15 protein-coding genes are annotated in these 16,295 nt (G+C 58.9%); 7 read left to right on the top strand and 8 right to left on the bottom strand.

Annotation, left to right across the window (positions count from 1 at the left end; all coding sequences use genetic code 11):
- Positions 1-95: 95 nt before the first annotated feature.
- Positions 96-818, top strand: coding sequence for a ribonuclease PH (rph, locus tag QRN48_RS01005; RefSeq protein WP_191944163.1), 723 nt, complete (start codon positions 96-98; stop codon positions 816-818).
- 47 nt (positions 819-865) lie between these two features.
- Positions 866-1,234, top strand: coding sequence for a DUF4870 domain-containing protein (locus tag QRN48_RS01010; RefSeq protein ID WP_191944162.1), 369 nt, complete (start codon positions 866-868; stop codon positions 1,232-1,234).
- Between the two features lie 82 nt (positions 1,235-1,316).
- Here QRN48_RS01010 and crc read toward each other — a convergent pair whose 3' ends face one another.
- Positions 1,317-2,096: a catabolite repression control protein Crc gene (gene crc / locus QRN48_RS01015; protein ID WP_037016693.1), complete on the bottom strand. Its 780-nt coding sequence runs from the start codon at positions 2,094-2,096 to the stop codon at positions 1,317-1,319.
- Between the two features lie 82 nt (positions 2,097-2,178).
- Here crc and pyrE point away from each other — a divergent pair, with 82 nt between their 5' ends.
- Together pyrE and QRN48_RS01025 are read left to right on the top strand one after the other, a co-directional pair.
- Positions 2,179-2,820, top strand: a complete 642-nt coding sequence (gene pyrE, locus QRN48_RS01020) for an orotate phosphoribosyltransferase (protein WP_037016690.1) — start codon at positions 2,179-2,181, stop codon at positions 2,818-2,820.
- 12 nt (positions 2,821-2,832) lie between these two features.
- The gene (locus tag QRN48_RS01025; protein ID WP_420850605.1) at positions 2,833-3,444 is read left to right on the top strand and encodes a DUF4124 domain-containing protein; all 612 of its coding nucleotides are present in this window, start codon (positions 2,833-2,835) and stop codon (positions 3,442-3,444) included.
- A gap of 21 nt (positions 3,445-3,465) precedes the next feature.
- Here the strand turns inward: QRN48_RS01025 and QRN48_RS01030 are convergent, their stop codons facing one another.
- The 5 genes from QRN48_RS01030 to coaBC form a co-directional block, all read right to left on the bottom strand.
- On the bottom strand, positions 3,466-6,882 hold the full coding sequence (locus QRN48_RS01030) for a ParB N-terminal domain-containing protein (RefSeq protein WP_285348418.1): 3,417 nt from the start codon (positions 6,880-6,882) through the stop codon (positions 3,466-3,468).
- A gap of 173 nt (positions 6,883-7,055) precedes the next feature.
- The gene (gene argB / locus QRN48_RS01035) at positions 7,056-7,961 is read right to left on the bottom strand and encodes an acetylglutamate kinase (protein WP_037016681.1); all 906 of its coding nucleotides are present in this window, start codon (positions 7,959-7,961) and stop codon (positions 7,056-7,058) included.
- 22 nt (positions 7,962-7,983) lie between these two features.
- Complete coding sequence (locus tag QRN48_RS25200) at positions 7,984-10,584, bottom strand: phosphomannomutase/phosphoglucomutase (protein WP_502944558.1); 2,601 nt, start codon at positions 10,582-10,584, stop codon at positions 7,984-7,986.
- A gap of 109 nt (positions 10,585-10,693) precedes the next feature.
- On the bottom strand, positions 10,694-11,149 hold the full coding sequence (gene dut, locus QRN48_RS01045; RefSeq protein WP_037016677.1) for a dUTP diphosphatase: 456 nt from the start codon (positions 11,147-11,149) through the stop codon (positions 10,694-10,696).
- A gap of 6 nt (positions 11,150-11,155) precedes the next feature.
- Positions 11,156-12,364 carry a bifunctional phosphopantothenoylcysteine decarboxylase/phosphopantothenate--cysteine ligase CoaBC gene (gene coaBC / locus QRN48_RS01050; protein ID WP_191944158.1) on the bottom strand — a complete coding sequence of 403 codons (1,209 nt, stop codon included), beginning with the start codon at positions 12,362-12,364 and terminating at the stop codon, positions 11,156-11,158.
- A 132-nt stretch (positions 12,365-12,496) separates the two neighbouring features.
- Between coaBC and radC the strand changes: the two genes are divergently transcribed.
- Positions 12,497-13,171, top strand: a complete 675-nt coding sequence (gene radC, locus QRN48_RS01055; protein WP_285348419.1) for a RadC family protein — start codon at positions 12,497-12,499, stop codon at positions 13,169-13,171.
- Positions 13,172-13,381: 210 nt separating this feature from the next.
- Here radC and QRN48_RS01060 read toward each other — a convergent pair whose 3' ends face one another.
- Positions 13,382-14,971 carry an ABC transporter substrate-binding protein gene (locus QRN48_RS01060; protein WP_285348421.1) on the bottom strand — a complete coding sequence of 530 codons (1,590 nt, stop codon included), beginning with the start codon at positions 14,969-14,971 and terminating at the stop codon, positions 13,382-13,384.
- A 362-nt stretch (positions 14,972-15,333) separates the two neighbouring features.
- Here QRN48_RS01060 and rpmB point away from each other — a divergent pair, with 362 nt between their 5' ends.
- Both rpmB and rpmG read left to right on the top strand, forming a co-directional pair.
- On the top strand, positions 15,334-15,570 hold the full coding sequence (gene rpmB, locus QRN48_RS01065) for a 50S ribosomal protein L28 (RefSeq protein WP_037016669.1): 237 nt from the start codon (positions 15,334-15,336) through the stop codon (positions 15,568-15,570).
- 11 nt (positions 15,571-15,581) lie between these two features.
- Complete coding sequence (rpmG, locus tag QRN48_RS01070) at positions 15,582-15,737, top strand: 50S ribosomal protein L33 (protein WP_010225867.1); 156 nt, start codon at positions 15,582-15,584, stop codon at positions 15,735-15,737.
- Between the two features lie 90 nt (positions 15,738-15,827).
- On the opposite strand, the gene QRN48_RS01075 is transcribed toward rpmG, so the two are convergent.
- On the bottom strand, positions 15,828-16,190 hold the full coding sequence (locus QRN48_RS01075) for a cupin domain-containing protein (RefSeq protein ID WP_285348426.1): 363 nt from the start codon (positions 16,188-16,190) through the stop codon (positions 15,828-15,830).
- Positions 16,191-16,295: the final 105 nt, after the last annotated feature.

Consider the following 16,295-nt stretch of genomic DNA (forward strand, 5'->3'; position numbering starts at 1 on the left):
GCGTTTCGCGAGCAACGTCTCATTAGGTGTCCCAAGCAACGCCCGCACCTCTATAATGCAGGCCAGTTTTCCGTCTCCCAGTACAGGTATCCCAGATGAAACGTCCAAGTGGTCGCGCTGCCGATCAGCTTCGCCCGATCCGCATCACCCGCAACTACACCAAGCACGCCGAGGGTTCTGTGCTGGTTGAGTTTGGTGATACCAAGGTGATCTGCACCGTCAGCGTTGAAAACGGCGTTCCGCGTTTTCTCAAAGGGCAGGGCCAGGGCTGGTTGACCGCCGAATACGGCATGCTGCCCCGGGCAACAGGCGAGCGTAATCAACGTGAAGCCAGTCGTGGCAAGCAGGGCGGTCGCACGCTTGAGATCCAGCGCCTGATCGGGCGTTCGCTGCGTGCTGCACTGGACATGTCCAAGCTGGGCGAGATCACCTTGTACGTTGACTGTGACGTGATTCAAGCGGACGGCGGGACGCGCACTGCGTCGATCACCGGATCCATGGTTGCCCTGATCGATGCGCTGAAGTCCATCAAAAAGCGCGGCGGCCTCAAAGGTGGCGATCCGCTCAAGCAAATGATTGCCGCTGTATCGGTGGGCATGTACCAGGGCGAGCCGGTTCTGGATCTGGATTACCTTGAAGACTCCGCTGCCGAAACCGACCTCAACGTGGTCATGACCAATGCGGGCGGCTTCATCGAAGTTCAGGGCACTGCCGAGGGCGCGCCGTTCCAGCCTGAAGAGCTGAACGCCATGCTGGCACTGGCTCAAAAAGGCATGAACGAGATCTTTGAACTGCAGCAGGCGGCACTGGCCGACTGATCGGTTTCTCCTAATCCGCAACACTACGTCAGCATAGGGAAAGCATGATGATCGAGAGTCAGTCGCCGCTGCCAGCACCCAGCAAGGAAGCCCGTCAGTGGGCAATGCTCTGCCATTTCGCTGCGTTTTTCGGGTTGATCTTCCCGTTCGGCAACTTGCTCGGACCACTGATCGTCTGGCAGCTCAAGAAAGAGGCCGATCCCTACATCGATGCCCAGGGCAAGGAGGCCCTGAACTTTCAGATCACGGTCGCTATTGCTGCGATGATCTGCTTTTTGCTGATGGTGGTGATCATCGGTTTTCCGCTGTTGATGCTGGTAGGGGTCGGGGCACTGGTGCTGACGATCATTGCCGGCGTCAAGGTCAATGACGGGATTGCCTATCGGTATCCGTTCACCTGGCGGCTGATCAAGTAAGAAATGCGCACAGCGGCCGCCTGCCCGATCTGCAGGCAAACAAAAGCCGACTTCATGTCGGCTTTTTTTGAGCAACCGAACGTCAGATGGTGAGCGTCCAGTCGTAGTCCACAATCAACGGCGCATGTTGCGAGAACCGCGGTTGACGTGGGAGGCGCGCGCTGCGTACAAAACGGCGCAGGCCCGGGGTTAGCAATTGGTAGTCGAAGCGCCAGCCCAGATTAAGCATCTCGGCCTGCTCGTTATCCGGCCACCAGCTGTACTGATCGCCTTCGCGACTGACTTCCCGCAGCGCATCGACATAGCCCATGTTGCCAACGATCTCGTCCATCCAGGCGCGTTCCGGCGCAAGGAAGCCCGGAGATTGCTGACTGTCACGCCAGTTTTTGATGTCCAGCTTCTGCTGCGCCACATAAAGCGAGCCGCAATAAATGTACTCGCGACGTTTGCGACGCTGCTTGTCGAGGTATTTGCCGAAATCGTCCATGAGCTTGAATTTCTGATTCAAGTCTTCATCGCCGTTCATCCCGGAAGGGAGCAGCAAGGTAGCGATACTGACTTTGTCGAAATCTGCCTGCAGGTATCGCCCGTAACGGTCGGCCGTCTCGAAACCAAGACCGTTGATAACCGCCTTCGGTTGCAACCGCGAGTAAAGCGCCACGCCACCCTGGGCTGGAACCTCGGCATCGCAGGCATATAGGAAGTAGCCGTCCAGTTGGAAGGCCGGGTCGTCCAGTTCAAAGGCGGAGGCGCGGGTGTCCTGAAGACAGATGACGTCGGCATTCTGAGCTTGCAGCCAACTGAGCAAACCGCGCTCGACTGCAGCCTGAATACCATTAACGTTCACACTGATGATCCGCATAAATGGCCCCAAAAATCACGTGCGTGTATGATACCCGAGCTCTACCTAATTAGCTAAATCCGTGGTATTCGGGGCTTTTTTCATGCAGGCGTATCAACGCGATTTCATTCGTTTTGCCATCGATCGCGGCGTATTGCGCTTCGGTGAGTTCACCTTGAAGTCTGGGCGCACCAGTCCTTACTTCTTCAATGCCGGTCTTTTTAACAGCGGTTCGGCCCTTGCCCAACTGGGCAAGTTCTACGCCGCCGCCGTCGTTGAAAGCGGCATTCCCTTCGATGTTCTGTTCGGCCCGGCCTACAAAGGTATTCCGCTTGCAGCTGCTACGGCCGTGGCGCTCGCCGATCACCACAACCTTGACCTGCCCTGGTGTTTCAACCGCAAGGAGGCCAAGGCGCATGGTGAAGGTGGCAGTCTGGTCGGGGCTCCGTTGACCGGCAATGTGCTGATCATCGACGACGTCATCACGGCCGGCACGGCGATTCGCGAGGTCATGCAGATCATTCAGGCTCAAGGTGCAACTGCCGCCGGCGTGCTGATCGCACTGAACCGTCAGGAGCGCGGCAACGGCGAGCTGTCTGCCATTCAGGAAGTCGAACGTGATTTCGGCATTCCGGTGGTGAGCATTGTTTCGTTGAATCAGGTGCTTGAATACCTGGCCGACGACGTGGAGCTCAAACAGCATTTACCTGCCGTAGAAGCGTATCGAGCTCAATACGGAATCTGAGCCTCCAAAAGGATGCGGTTTATGCTCAAGCTGGGCACGTTGGGTTTTTGTTTGTCGCTGGGTTTGGGTTGCATCGCGAGCGTTCAGGCTGACGATTCCTCCGACATGGTCTTGTATCGCTACGTCGACAGTCGCGGCGTGACCGTGCTTGATCGGCAGGGTGTGCCCTCGGAATATGTGGGCAAAGGTTATGAAGTGCTGAATCAGCGTGGCCGGGTAGTGCAAGTGGTACCGCCTGCACCTTCGGCCGAGGAACTGCGCGACGCCCAGGCGGCCAAGCTGCAAGCTGACGCGGACGCACATTTGCTCCGGCTTTACACCAGCGTCGAGGACGTCGATCGGGCCAAGACCCGACGGCTCGCCGAACTCGACGCCTTGATCGTCGTGGCTCAAGGCAATATCCAGAACCTCGTCACACAGCAAGGCGTGCTGCAGACGCAAGCGGCCGATCAAGAGCGGGCAGGGCATCCGGTCCCCAAAACGCTGCTTGACCAGCTGGACGATCTGCGGGATCAGCAGCAAAACCTGAAAGTCGACATCCTGCGCTACCAGACTGCGCGGACTCAGGCCGAGGCCGAGTTCGCGCAAGATCGGGCTCGTGTGCAGAAACTTCTGGGTCGGTAGGCAGCCCGTCCTCGATTCCGGTCAGACAATCAGCACGGGGACGGTCTCAAGCTGCATCTGCAAAGCAACAGCAAGCCGGTGGTTGCCGTTGACCACCGGATACGTGCCGTTGGCGAGCTCCCCAACATGGATAGGCCGCAGATATTGCCCTTCGCTGATGCCTGCCTTGATCTCATCCAGCCGCTTCTGAATCAACTGTCCTCTACCAGCGGCCAAGCGCTGCGGGGCAACCTGCAAGACACCGGCCTCAATCGCAGGATCCACTCGCCATGTTTTCAACGTGGCGTGATTATAAAACCTGAAAACACTAACCCGCGTGTTGGTGAAGGCGTCCACATAGATTCGGTCGTGTACGTCATGCAGCGCGATACTTTTGCTGCCCTTGCCGGTTTGGTAGATGAACAATGGCGTTCCGTCTTCCACCACGTTGGCTATGACGCGAAGCTGTCCCGGAGTCGCGCTGATGTTGTTCTGGCTCAGGACGGTCGCAAGATCCTCAGACGGATCAATCGCTCGTCCCAGCTTTCCGCCATCAGGGCTTGCAATCGGGCTACCCCCGGCGCCTCTTCCAGACAGCGGATAGCCCATCACGCCACCGCCCTGTACTGAAATCGAAGCAGATTGCCGAGCGGTCAAGCGCGGGCCATAGGCTACGCCGGAATTGAGCAGGTAATGCGCATCCGTCCCGCCAGCCATAGCGTTGGATATTCGGCGGACGGGCACGTTGTCGATTTCGCTGACCGTCGCCAATGAGTCAAACCCTGCTGGGCCTCGCCATTCGGTGGGTTGTGTAATGGTGGCGATACCGGAGACATGCCGCGTCGCACTGTTCGCAGGCACGGTGTAGCTGCGCAGCCTGTTGGCCAGGGCATGAAAGGCCTTAATGTCCAATACCTTTGCGCGTAAAAGGCTGCCGAGTACGCAGGGCGTTAGAACTCCGGCTGCGCGCATCGCTCGATGAGCATAAGCGGACTCCATGATGATCGACGTCGAAAACCATGCAAGCCGTGGCAAGGTCTGGGTGATACCTGCCTTGCCTGCATTGAGCGCAAGCCGCATCGTGCCCCCCAGAAGCTTGAGCGCAGGTACGCCGAGAGTCACGGCGTCCAGTGAGCAAGCGACGACTGGCGAATCGTTCGTGACGATCCCGTTGACGCATCCTAGCCCCGGCACGATGACTGCGAGCGAGCGCAGAATGGGCGGGTAGTTATTGGAAACGTACTCGGAACCCGTCTGGTCGCGGTGATAGTGGTAGGTGTCATGGGGGTAAAAGAACAGATGGTGAGTAGCAACCGCGACTGAAATCTGGTTTAAGCGAGCAGAGGTCAAGGGTGCGGGGGCATTGTTATCGAGATCGTCGGAAGGCCCAAACTCGGCAATGGTTTCGCTGATAACCGTCGATTTGGTCCCGCTCACTGGTGCAGCAAGATTGACGTATGCATTCCAGTCGATGGGCAGCCTCCTGCCGGTGGTTACTTTCAGAATCGGAGTCGGCGCGGTAGAGAACTCATGCCCGGACGTGGTCGGAATCGACAGGCTTGCGTGACGTACTGCAATCCCGGCCAGAGGAAACAGCTCGTAGAAGAAACATTTGCGGAGGTAACTGCACTCTAGGACGAAACCATAGCGGCCGCGTTTTCGCTCTCTATCGAGCGGTCCTTCCAAAACGTCAATTTTTCCGGTGGGGGTCCGCAGTGTATGAACCTTGACTCGCCCGTTATGCAGCGCGCGCCGGTCGTCTGCGGGCAATTGCGCCCATAGCTCGTCAATGATGAAGGTGTACGCCAGCTTTGCCTGTGACTCAAAGAATCGATATCGGTGTTCGAACGTAGCCGGAATATCGATGCCCCGGAGCTCTTCCATAATTCTCGCGAATGTCCAATCGATCAATCGCGGGTTTGGAGCAACGGGCTGGAACTTGTCCATCCCGTTGATAAGGTGGCCGGCGGCAAAGAGGTCCAGCAGGTAAAAGCAGGTGTCGGAGTTGGGACCGCGCACGGCATATTCAAACCTGTCACTGAGCTCGACGGGGTGCATGAGACGCTTTTTTATCTGCTCGGCATTGTCCCCAAACAGCTCAAGCAGCTTGTCCTCTGCCATCTTCAAGCGATCGGGCACCTGACGCGTTATTGCCTCTGCGGCCTGCACGGCACGCTCAATGTGATCATCCAGCGCGTTTGAAGCGCTAGCCAGCTCTGATAATGAATAGTCATTCTGTGCGTTGACGGGTAGCACACCGTTGGCGACCGCCCAGTGCAGGCTCGGATATATCCGGGCACTGGCGATCAATGCCAGTTCTTCAGAGGTAGCGGTTTTGCTCAGATTTATGGGGAGTCGAATCAGGTCTTCGAACGCGAGCTTCGTTGAAGAGCCTGGATCAAGCGAATTGGCGAGTGAGACGCCGTGAACGAAGTTCACCCACGCCACCGTGCCGTATCGCAGGTCTTCGTCGATACCTTCAACCATGAAGTCGGGCACAGCAGGCGCAAGGATGCACAGCGCCAGTTCGGGCAGAGCCGTTCTCGTAGCAAGGGCGGTCAGCAGGCGCCTCTGACGTTGCCGATAGCTCAGGCCCCAGTTCTGCGGCCCCGCCAGATCACAGCCCGCAATGTAGCCCGGCTGTTGTTGAGCGGGAGGGTCGAGCTCCAGCATCAGCGCCGCCCACACCAGTTGCTTGCGAATGACCGGGACCGTGATCTCCCTCTCCGCACCGCCGTACCAATCCAGAGCCTTGAGCAATTGATCGGCAAGCGTCTGCGCAGGCGCTGAGCAAAGCATCGAGTCCAGAATGGCGCCCAGGCGTTTTGGCGGCGGCCATGATTCGTCGGCGCTTGCTTGCAAAGCGTCCAGATGGGGTGCCGCAAGGAGTGGCAGGAGCGCTTGCGTACCCCCGCTGCCATTCGCCTGTGGCCCCGGTTGTAGCAAGAAGCGCTCGACCGCTCTGATGATTTTGAATAGATCCTCTGTCATCAACAGGGCGTCGATTTGATAAGGCAACGCCATCAATCGAGCAGAATCCCCGTTGCGGCTCACACTGGATTCCACGTGTCGGAGCGACCATTTCCGGCTGCTTGAAAGATAGGTCGGATGCCAGTCGCGTAACACCTGCTCCCGGTTCGATGGCATACCGGCGCTTTCATCCAGCTCGGGCGCTGGCGCACAAGGCGCCACAACGTTGAAGCGAAAGTTGTCGGTGTCGAATTCTACCTCGTAGGTGCGGCCATCAAGTTCGATGAACAGCAGGCCATCGATGTTGTAGACGCCGGCGAATGGCGCGACGTCCTCAAGCGCGACGTGCCCGATCAGCGACTGCGCACTGACGAAAGCCTGCAGCAGACCTGCTCGAAGTATTGGCTCGCTCCGCACTTCGTCGCCGGGCAAAAGCAGCTCCAGTTGGGCTCGAGCAGGTACTGGATTGTTGTGTTGCAGCATGGACATGAAGGTCCCCAAATAATGAGCGAGACCTACGGTGTTCAGATCCTGTGCGGGTGGCTGTCATTAGGCAGCGATAGAACAGGTCGGATATGTCTGATGCGTCTGTGGTGCCGCTAAAGCCGGCCATAAAAAAGCCCCGCCAGGCAATGAGCCGGCGGGGCTGCTTACTGTTGTAGTCAATGACGCTTGCGGTTGCTGATCAGCGTACCGACGCCGGTATCGGTGAAAATCTCCAGCAGCACGGCGTTCGGCACGCGGCCGTCGATGATATGCGAGGTGGTCACGCCGCCCTGAACCGCTTCCAGTGCGCAGCGGATCTTGGGCAGCATCCCGCCGTAGATAGTGCCGTCGGCGATCAGTCCGTTGACCTGCTCGGTGGTCAGGCCTGTCAGCACCGTGCCTTCCTTGTCCATCAGGCCGGCGATGTTGGTGAGCAACATCAGTTTTTCTGCCTTCAATGCTTCAGCGACTTTGCCTGCGACCAGGTCGGCATTGATGTTGTAGGACTCACCATCTGCGCCCACACCGATGGGGGCGATTACCGGAATGAAATCGCCCTTAACCAGCATGTTCAGGAGGTCGGTATTGATACCCACGACTTCGCCAACGTGGCCGATGTCGATGATTTCCGGTTTGAGCATGTCCGGGGTCTGACGCGTGACGTTCATTTTTTTCGCACGAATCAGTTGCGCGTCTTTACCGGTCAGGCCGATTGCGCTGCCACCATGGCGGTTGATCAGGTTGACGATGTCTTTGTTGACCTTGCCCCCCAGCACCATTTCCACCACGTCCATGGTTTGCGAGTCGGTCACGCGCATGCCGTCGACAAAGTGGCTTTCAATGGAAAGCCGCTTGAGCAGATCGCCAATCTGAGGGCCGCCGCCGTGAACCACGACCGGGTTGATGCCCACTGCTTTCATCAGCACGATGTCGCGGGCGAAGCCGGTTTTCAGCTCCTCACTTTCCATGGCGTTGCCACCGTATTTGATGACAAGCGTCTTGCCGACAAAGCGGCGGATGTAAGGCAACGCTTCGGAGAGGACCTTGGCGGCATTGGCTGCGGCATCATGTTCAAGGGTCATTTGGGCTCCACTCAAAATTGGGTCAAAAAGGAAGTTCTAAATCCGGTGCTACGTTTTTCAGCTGAGTGTGGAAGACGTCCTTGATCCGTTGTAGCTCAAGCTCGGTCTCGGCTTCGAAGCGTAGTACCAGCACCGGCGTGGTGTTGGACGCGCGAACCAGACCCCAGCCTTTTGGATAATCGACGCGTACACCGTCGATACTGGTCAGATTGGCATTGCCCCACTGTGCGTCGCGCTCCAGTGCTTGCATGATGCTGAACTTGCGGGTTTCGGTGACGTTGATGTTGATCTCGGGTGTGGACAGATCGTTTGGAAAGGTCTGGAAAAGCTCTTCAGCGCTGAGTTTCTCCTGACTCAGGATTTCCAGCAGGCGCGCCGCGCTGTAGATACCGTCGTCAAAGCCAAACCAGCGTTCCTTGAAGAAGATGTGCCCGCTCATCTCGCCTGCCAGCAGGGCGCCGCTTTCTTTCATCTTTTTCTTGATCAACGAATGCCCGGTTTTCCACATCACGGGACGACCACCGTATTCATGGATCAACGGGATCAAGCGCCGCGTGCATTTCACGTCGAAAATAACGTCGGCACCGGGGTTGCGCTTGACCACGTCGCGAGCAAACAGCATCAGCAGACGATCGGGGTAAATGACACTGCCGGTGTTGGTAACCACGCCTACGCGATCGGCATCGCCGTCAAAGGCCAGACCGAGGTCCGCGCCGGTTTCCAGGACCTTGGCGATCAAGTCCTGAAGGTTCTCCAGCTTGCCAGGGTCGGGATGATGGTTCGGGAAGTTGCCGTCCACTTCGCAAAACAGCGGGATGACTTCGCAGTTCAGTGCTTCGATCAACTGCGGGGCGATAACGCCCGCAGCGCCGTTGCCGCAGTCAACCACCACCTTCATGCGCCGGGCAAGCACGACGTCGCCAAGGATTGCGCCCGCGTAACGGTCGAGGATATTGACCTTGACGATGCTGCCTTTCGCAGCGGGCAAGTCGTTGGCCTTGATGCGCTCGTGGAGCGCCTGAATCTGCTCGTTCGCCAACGTGTCCCCGGCGATCACGATCTTGAAGCCGTTGTAGTCCTTCGGGTTGTGGCTGCCCGTCAACATGACGCCCGTTTTACCGGCCAGCGTGTGGGTGGCGTAATACAGGGCAGGGGTTGGCACCAGTCCGATATCGCTGACGTGACAGCCGCTGTCGTGCAGGCCTCTGATCAGGTGCGAAACCAGCTCAGGGCCCGATAGCCGACCATCCCGACCCACTGAGACATGCGCCTCGCCCTGCGCCAGACTCTCCGCCCCAACGGCACGGCCAATCCAGTAGGCCGTCTCGGCGCTCAACGTATCGCCAACGATGCCGCGGATGTCATAGGCGCGAAAAATGGTGTCGGGAAACGGCGGGGCAGTGGACGCGGTGCTGCTCATGGGGTGGGATGGCTCCGACTTCAGGAAGTCCTGGTGTTCATCAATCAAGTCGATGTCGAGAATATCGGTGTCTTGAAACAGCGGGTCGGTCAGCTCTTCTTCCGACACGGTGGGCAGGAGCGGAGAGGTATCGGTATCGCCAAGCGGTGCAGACCCGGCGGGGGACGACGCGTGATCACTCGTCGCAGCGCTTGTGGGATTATTGCGCAGCGAGAACCTAGCCAGGCTCTGGGCCAGCCCGTTCAGCGCCGGTAGGCTCAGGCTGAAGGCTTTGACGGCCTTGCCCCCCGAGAGTTCTTGCACCAATTGCTCAAGCTGTCTGGCGTCGGCGGCGATGCGACGCTTGAACGCACTCTCGTTGAGATACAGCCCAAGCAGCATCGCTCCCGCAGCAACCAGCAACGCGAGAAGCAGCATCAGCCAGGGCGTCGTGCCGTGGAGGGCGGGGCCGGCCGCAAACGTGAGCTTCCAGTTGGCGTAGCCGGTGGGGAATTCCTGCGCATGGCCGCCGTCGTCCTGCCCGCGGGTAAGGAAGCTCTGTGGGGTGGCGCTACCGAACTGTTGGGCGAGTGCGACCTGGCCGACGTCGGCAGGGATCTCGGGCAACGCATTGATCAGCCGTTGGGGGTTGTAGGCCAGCAGCAAGGTGCCGGTGATGGGTGCGTCCGGCGCCGTGCGCAACGGCGCTGCGGTGTAGATCAGCCAGTGATCGCCGACATTGCGCGCTTCAGGGGCGGGCGTCTCGCCTTTGCCGGCCTTGGCCAGCATGTCCAGCGTGGCGAAGCTGATGGGCAGTGAGCCCTGCGGATCAAGCCCGTTGAACCCCAGCGGGTTGAGCCGCGCACCCGCCACGCCATCTCGGTAGCGAAGTTGACTCTGGGCGGTTTCGATCAGCGCAGGATTGTTGCTCAGTAACGCCTGGCTCAGCGCGCCATCCATTGCTGCTGCCTGGGTGTCCGCATTGATCTGGCGCAGTGCCTTGTTAACCGCTCCGGCCTGGGCGCTCCCCCATGCCTCGACCAATTGCGCCTGCTGTTGCGGCTGGCTCTGGATCGCGAGCCACACCAGCACCATCGCCGCAAGCAGGCCGACAAGCGACGGAACAAGGCCGGGGCTGGCTAGACTCAAACTGGCGTCGTGGTCGGCCGGCCCGGTATGTTGCGGAGCGGCGTCCGCTTTGGCTGTGCGTTTGATGCCTTTCAAACTGACTCTCCCTGCTCGATCGTCCTGACGCGGTCTTATCATTCGTGCATCACATCAAGGCGTCCAGACTCCGGCAACGCATCAGCCAAAGTGAGCGCTTGTCACAGGGTCAGTGGCTGCCAGAGTGGCCGAACCCGCCTGCACCGCGCTGACTTTCGTCGAATTCTTCGACGATTTCAAAATGCGCCTGCACCACCGGGACCAGCACCAACTGAGCGAGACGCTCGCCGATGGAAATCTTGAATGCGGTCTGGCCGCGATTCCAGCAGGAGACCATCAGCTCACCCTGGTAGTCGGAATCGATCAGGCCCACCAAGTTGCCCAGCACGATGCCGTGTTTGTGGCCCAGGCCCGAGCGCGGCAGGATCAGCGCCGCCAGGCCGGGGTCTGCGATGTAAATCGACAGCCCGGTGGGAATCAACAGGGTCTGGCCGGGTTCGAGCAGCGTGTCCTCTTTCAGCATGGCGCGCAGGTCCAGCCCCGCCGAACCTGTGGTGGCGTAAGCGGGGAGCGGAAAATCGCTGCCGATGCGAGGGTCGAGGATCTTGGCTTGTAGGGCGTGCATTCGTGTTTAAACCTGGTTCATTCGATCGGCAATAAAAGTCACCAGCTGCCGCGCGATCTTGGCTTTGCTGGTCTGGGCGAAGAGCGTCTCTTGCAACGCTCGGTCAATCACGCTGCAGGCGTTTTCTTCGCTGTTGAAGCCGATGCTGGGATTGGCGACGTCATTGGCGACGATCAGATCAAGGTTCTTGTCCTTGAGCTTGCGTGCGGCGTAATCGAGCAGGTGTTCGGTCTCAGCCGCAAAACCGACGCTGAACGGGCGATCCTGGCGCTGGGCGATAGTGGCAAGGATGTCCGGGTTGCGGACCATCTGCAGGAGAAGACCATCGCCGGTTGTAGGGTCTTTCTTCAATTTTTGTGTAGCGACGACTTCAGGGCGGTAGTCGGCAACCGCGGCGGAGGCGATGAAGAGATCGCAAGGCATTGCGTCTTCGCAGGCTGCGAGCATGTCCCGGGCACTGACAACGTCAACGCGCGTTACACGGTCTGGCGTCTGCAAGTTCACGGGGCCGGTGATCAGCGTGACCCGCGCGCCGGCTTCGGCCGCGGCTTCGGCCAGCGCAAACCCCATTTTCCCGGAGCTGTGGTTGGTGATGTAGCGAACCGGATCGATGTTTTCCTGGGTGGGACCTGCAGTAATCAGCACGTGCTTGCCGGTCAGCGTGAGACGCTGGAAACAATCGGCGGCAGACTGCGCCAGATCATTGGGTTCGAGCATTCGGCCATAACCGACGTCGCCGCAGGCCTGGCTGCCACTGGCCGGGCCGAACATGCGCAGGCCGCGCTGTTCGAGCAACTGCAGGTTGGCCTGTACGGAGGGGTCTCGCCACATGGCCTGATTCATTGCAGGTGCGACGGCAACGATAGCGTCCGTCGCCAGTACCACGGTGGTCAGTAGATCGTTGGCGATGCCTTGGGCCAGACGCGCCATCAAATCCGCCGTGCCCGGCGCGATAAGAATCATGTCGGCCCACTTGGCCAGCTCGATATGGCCCATGGCGGCTTCGGCAGCCGGGTCGAGCAAATCCAGGTGAACAGGATGGCCGGACAGGGCCTGCATGGTGAGCGGGGTAATGAACTCCGCGCCGCCCCTGGTCATGACGACCCGAACTTCTGCGCCGTGATCGCGCAATCGGCGGACCAGTTCGGCGCTCTTGTAGGCCGCGATGCCACCGCCGACGCCGAGAACGATGCGTTTTCGATACAGCCGCTGCATAGGCCTGCCTTAAGGTCGGTTAACACGCGGCAATCATTACGCCTCCCCAGGCCTGACTGTCGCGCAAAAAAGAGCGGCTAAGATAGCACAGCGACCGCACGGGAACAGCGGTGCCACACACAGGGAGCTGCTATGAGTATTCGTGATTGGCCGGCGGCAGAGCGTCCGCGTGAAAAGCTGTTGGAGCGGGGGGCAGCCAGCCTGTCGGACGCCGAGTTGCTGGCGATTTTCTTGCGCACGGGGGTCTCGGGGCGAAGCGCCGTGGACCTGGCCCGGCATCTCCTGCAGCAGTTTGGCAGCCTGAGGGCGTTACTCGAGGCCAACCTGACCGCCTTCAGCAGCGAACTGGGGCTCGGGCCTGCAAAGTTCGCCCAGTTGCAGGCCGTGATGGAAATGGCTCGGCGCAACATGGGCGAGGATTTGAAGCGCGAGTCGGTACTGCAGAATCCGGATCAGGTGCGGCGCTACCTGAAGGCGCTGTTGCGGCATGAGCCCCATGAGGTCTTTGGTTGTCTGTTTCTGGACAGCAAGAACCGGGTCCAGACGTTCGAAGTGCTGTTTCACGGCTCGATCAACATGGCCCATGTTCACGCAAGGCAGGTGGTCAAGCGCGCACTGGCCCACAACTCGGCGGCGTTGATTCTGTGCCACAACCATCCCTCAGGCGTTAAGGACGCCAGCGAAGCTGATATCGAACTGACGCGCTACCTGAAGCAGGCACTGGCGCTGGTGGACGTGGTGGTGCTGGACCACTTGATCATCGGCGACGGCGATCCATTGTCCATGGCGGAATACGGGCTGATGTAGCGCCCCTGTGACCGGCTAAGGCGATGCAGTGGTATTGGCCGTTCTCCGACTGTGAGGCCAGCGTCAGCCATGAGGGCGTGAGCCGCTAAACCATAGAGCTGACGCTCTAGGAACCGGCCTATTCCCGGCTGAAGCCGGTCCCACTGAAAGCATTGCGCGCATTCAGAGGGACCTGACGCGACCTCGGAGGTCTTGGGAATCCTCGGTGCGTTACTTCACCGTCACTTCGGCGAAATCCTGGCGACCAAACGGACTGACGCTATAACCCTCGACATTTTTTCGGGTCAGCGCGTAGGCCGTTGGATGCGCCAGCGGTAGCCACAAGGCTTGCTTCTGGATCTGCTCCTGCGCCTGGTGGTACAGCTTGATGCGCTGAGCCTGATCGGTAACGGCCTTGCCTTGGGAGATCAGCTTGTCCAGGCCCTCGTCGCAGTAGCGCGCGAAGTTAGTACCGGACTTGACCGCTGCGCAGGAAAACTGCGGCGTGAGGAAGTTATCCGGATCACCGTTGTCGCCCGCCCAGCCCATGAACAACAGGTCGTGCTCGCCAGTTTTGGCGCGACGAATCAGCTCACCCCATTCAATCACTTTGATCTCCGCCTTGATGCCTACGGCCGCGAGATCGTTCTGCAGCAGTTGTGCGCCAGCGTTTGGATTGGGGTTCAGCAGACTGCCCGACGGACGTGTCCAGATCGTGGTTTTGAAGCCGTCTTTCATACCGGCCTTTGCCAGCAGCTCTTTGGCCTTAGCCACGTCATGTTTGTAACCTGGCAAATCACTGGCGTAGCCCCACGTATTGGGCGGATAGGGACCATTGGCCGGCCGCGCCGAACCTTCAAAGACGGCTTTGAGGTAAGTGTCCTTATCGAATGCCAGGTTGATTGCCTGACGTACTTCTGGCTTGTCCAAGGGTGGGTGTTGGCTGTTGATCGCCAGGAAAGCGGTCATGAACGCGTCAGTCTTTTCGACCTTCAGATTCGAGTCTTTGCCCGCTTCGGCAACATCCAGCGGCTTTGGTGAAAGGGCAACTTGGCATTCATTACGACGGATGCGTTGCAGGCGGACGTTGGCGTCCGGGGTAATCGCGTAGATCAGCGTATCCACCGCAGGTTTGCCGGCGAAGTAATCGGGATTGGCGTCATAGCGCACAACCGAGTCTTTCTGGAAACGCTTGAAAACGAAGGGGCCAGTACCGATCGGCTGGCTGTTTAGCTTCTCTGGCGTGCCCGCTTTGAGGAGCTGAGCGGTGTACTCCGCAGAATAAATAGACGCGAAGCCCATGCTTAGCGTCGCCAGAAACGTTGCGTCCGGGTGGTCCAGGGTGATGCGCACCGTGGCAGGGTCGATTGCTTCGACTTTTTTGATCAGCGAAGGCCACTGCATCGACTGCGCATGGGGAAAGCCCTGCGCAGCGACCTTGTTCCAGGGGTTGGCCGGGTCAAGCATGCGCTGAAAGCTGAACACGACGTCGTCGGCATTGAGCTCGCGCGTCGGGGTGAAGTAGTCGGTGTGATGGAATTTGACACCCGGCTGCAGCTTGAAGTCATAGGTCAACCCGTCGGGCGACACGCTCCAGCTTTGCGCCAGGCTGGGGACAAGCTTGGCCGAGGCGGCGTCGTAGTCCACCAGACGGTTCATCAGCACGTCGGCGGAGGCGTTGGTGGTGGTCAGCGAGTTGTACTGCACCACGTCAAAGCCTTCAGGGCTGGCTTCCGTGCAGACGCTCAGCGTGTTAGCCGCCTGTGCCAGCAACGGGGTGGACAGGGAAGCGAGCAAGAGGGGTAAAACGGCTAGGCGCATGGCGATTTTCCTTTCAGAGATAGCCCATCTGCCGGTGCAGTCTGGAGAGGGACTAACCCTAGACCATCGATTGAAGTAGAACAATCGCCCCGGCGCGACGAGTGGTATATTTCCCCTCGCGCCCTACACCTCTGCACTCGGCGGGCCGCCGCCCTTGTCTTTCTGGGAGGCAAATCGTTGTTTGTGTTGTTGCATCGGGGGCTTTCTGGTATAAAGCAGCGCTCTTTTCTAGGGGCCCGCTGCCTTCACCGCAGGTGTGGCCGGTAAGACCCCTGAAGAAACGCGGCGCCTGGCGCCAAATGACTGAGAGATTAAGCGGCCAACCCATGCCGGGTTGGGCATGAGGTTTAGAGGGCTGAGGCATGTCGAGAGTCTGTCAAGTTACCGGTAAGGGTCCGGTAACCGGGAATAACATTTCCCACGCAAATAACAAAACCCGTCGTCGTTTCCTGCCAAACCTGCAGCATCACCGCTTCTGGGTTGAAGAAGAGAAACGCTTCGTACGTCTGCGCGTATCTGCTAAAGGCATGCGCATCATCGACAAGCGTGGTATCACGGTTGTTCTGGCCGAAATCCGCCGTGCTGGCGCTAAGGTTTAAGGGAGAAAATCATGCGTGAATTGATCCGTTTGGTGTCGACCGCTAACACCGGCCACTTCTACACCACCGACAAGAACAAGCGCACGACTCCGGACAAAATCGAAATTAAAAAATTCGATCCGGTTGTTCGTAAGCACGTGATCTACAAAGAAGCCAAAATCAAGTAATTGATTTTCGTCTCTTACAAAAAAGCCCGCAGCGATGCGGGCTTTTTTGTGGGTGAGAGAATGGCAGCTCACCTCTCGATACCTTGATGCTCAAGCTTTCTGTTCGAACACCACATAAATTTTGCGGCATGGCTCAAGCACTTCCCACGTCCCGCTGAACCCGGCCGGAATCACGAAGCGGTCACCCGCGCGCAGAGTCTTTGCCTTGCCGGCCTCATCGCGAAGGACTGATACGCCCTGGACGATTTCGCAATATTCGTGCTCGGTGTAGCTCACCTTCCACTGGCCGACTTCCCCTTCCCAGACACCTGCATTCAGCTGGCCGCACGGGCTGTTGTAGTGGTTGTAAACCGTCTGGTCGGGCTCGCCCTTGAGAATCTTCTCGGCAGCAGGCCTGAAGCGCTCCGCTGCGGTGGTGGCTTCACTGAAATCAACGACGCTTTCGATGCTCATATCGGGTTCCTGAAATAAGGCGCTGCTTGATTGTTGATCGTAAGAACTGTGACTGACCAGGCCCCAACGGCTGTTGAATAAAATGCACGATTCGGCCGCATTCTG

This window comes from Pseudomonas sp. ME-P-057 (assembly GCF_030208975.1).
Classification (GTDB): domain Bacteria; phylum Pseudomonadota; class Gammaproteobacteria; order Pseudomonadales; family Pseudomonadaceae; genus Aquipseudomonas; species Aquipseudomonas lutea.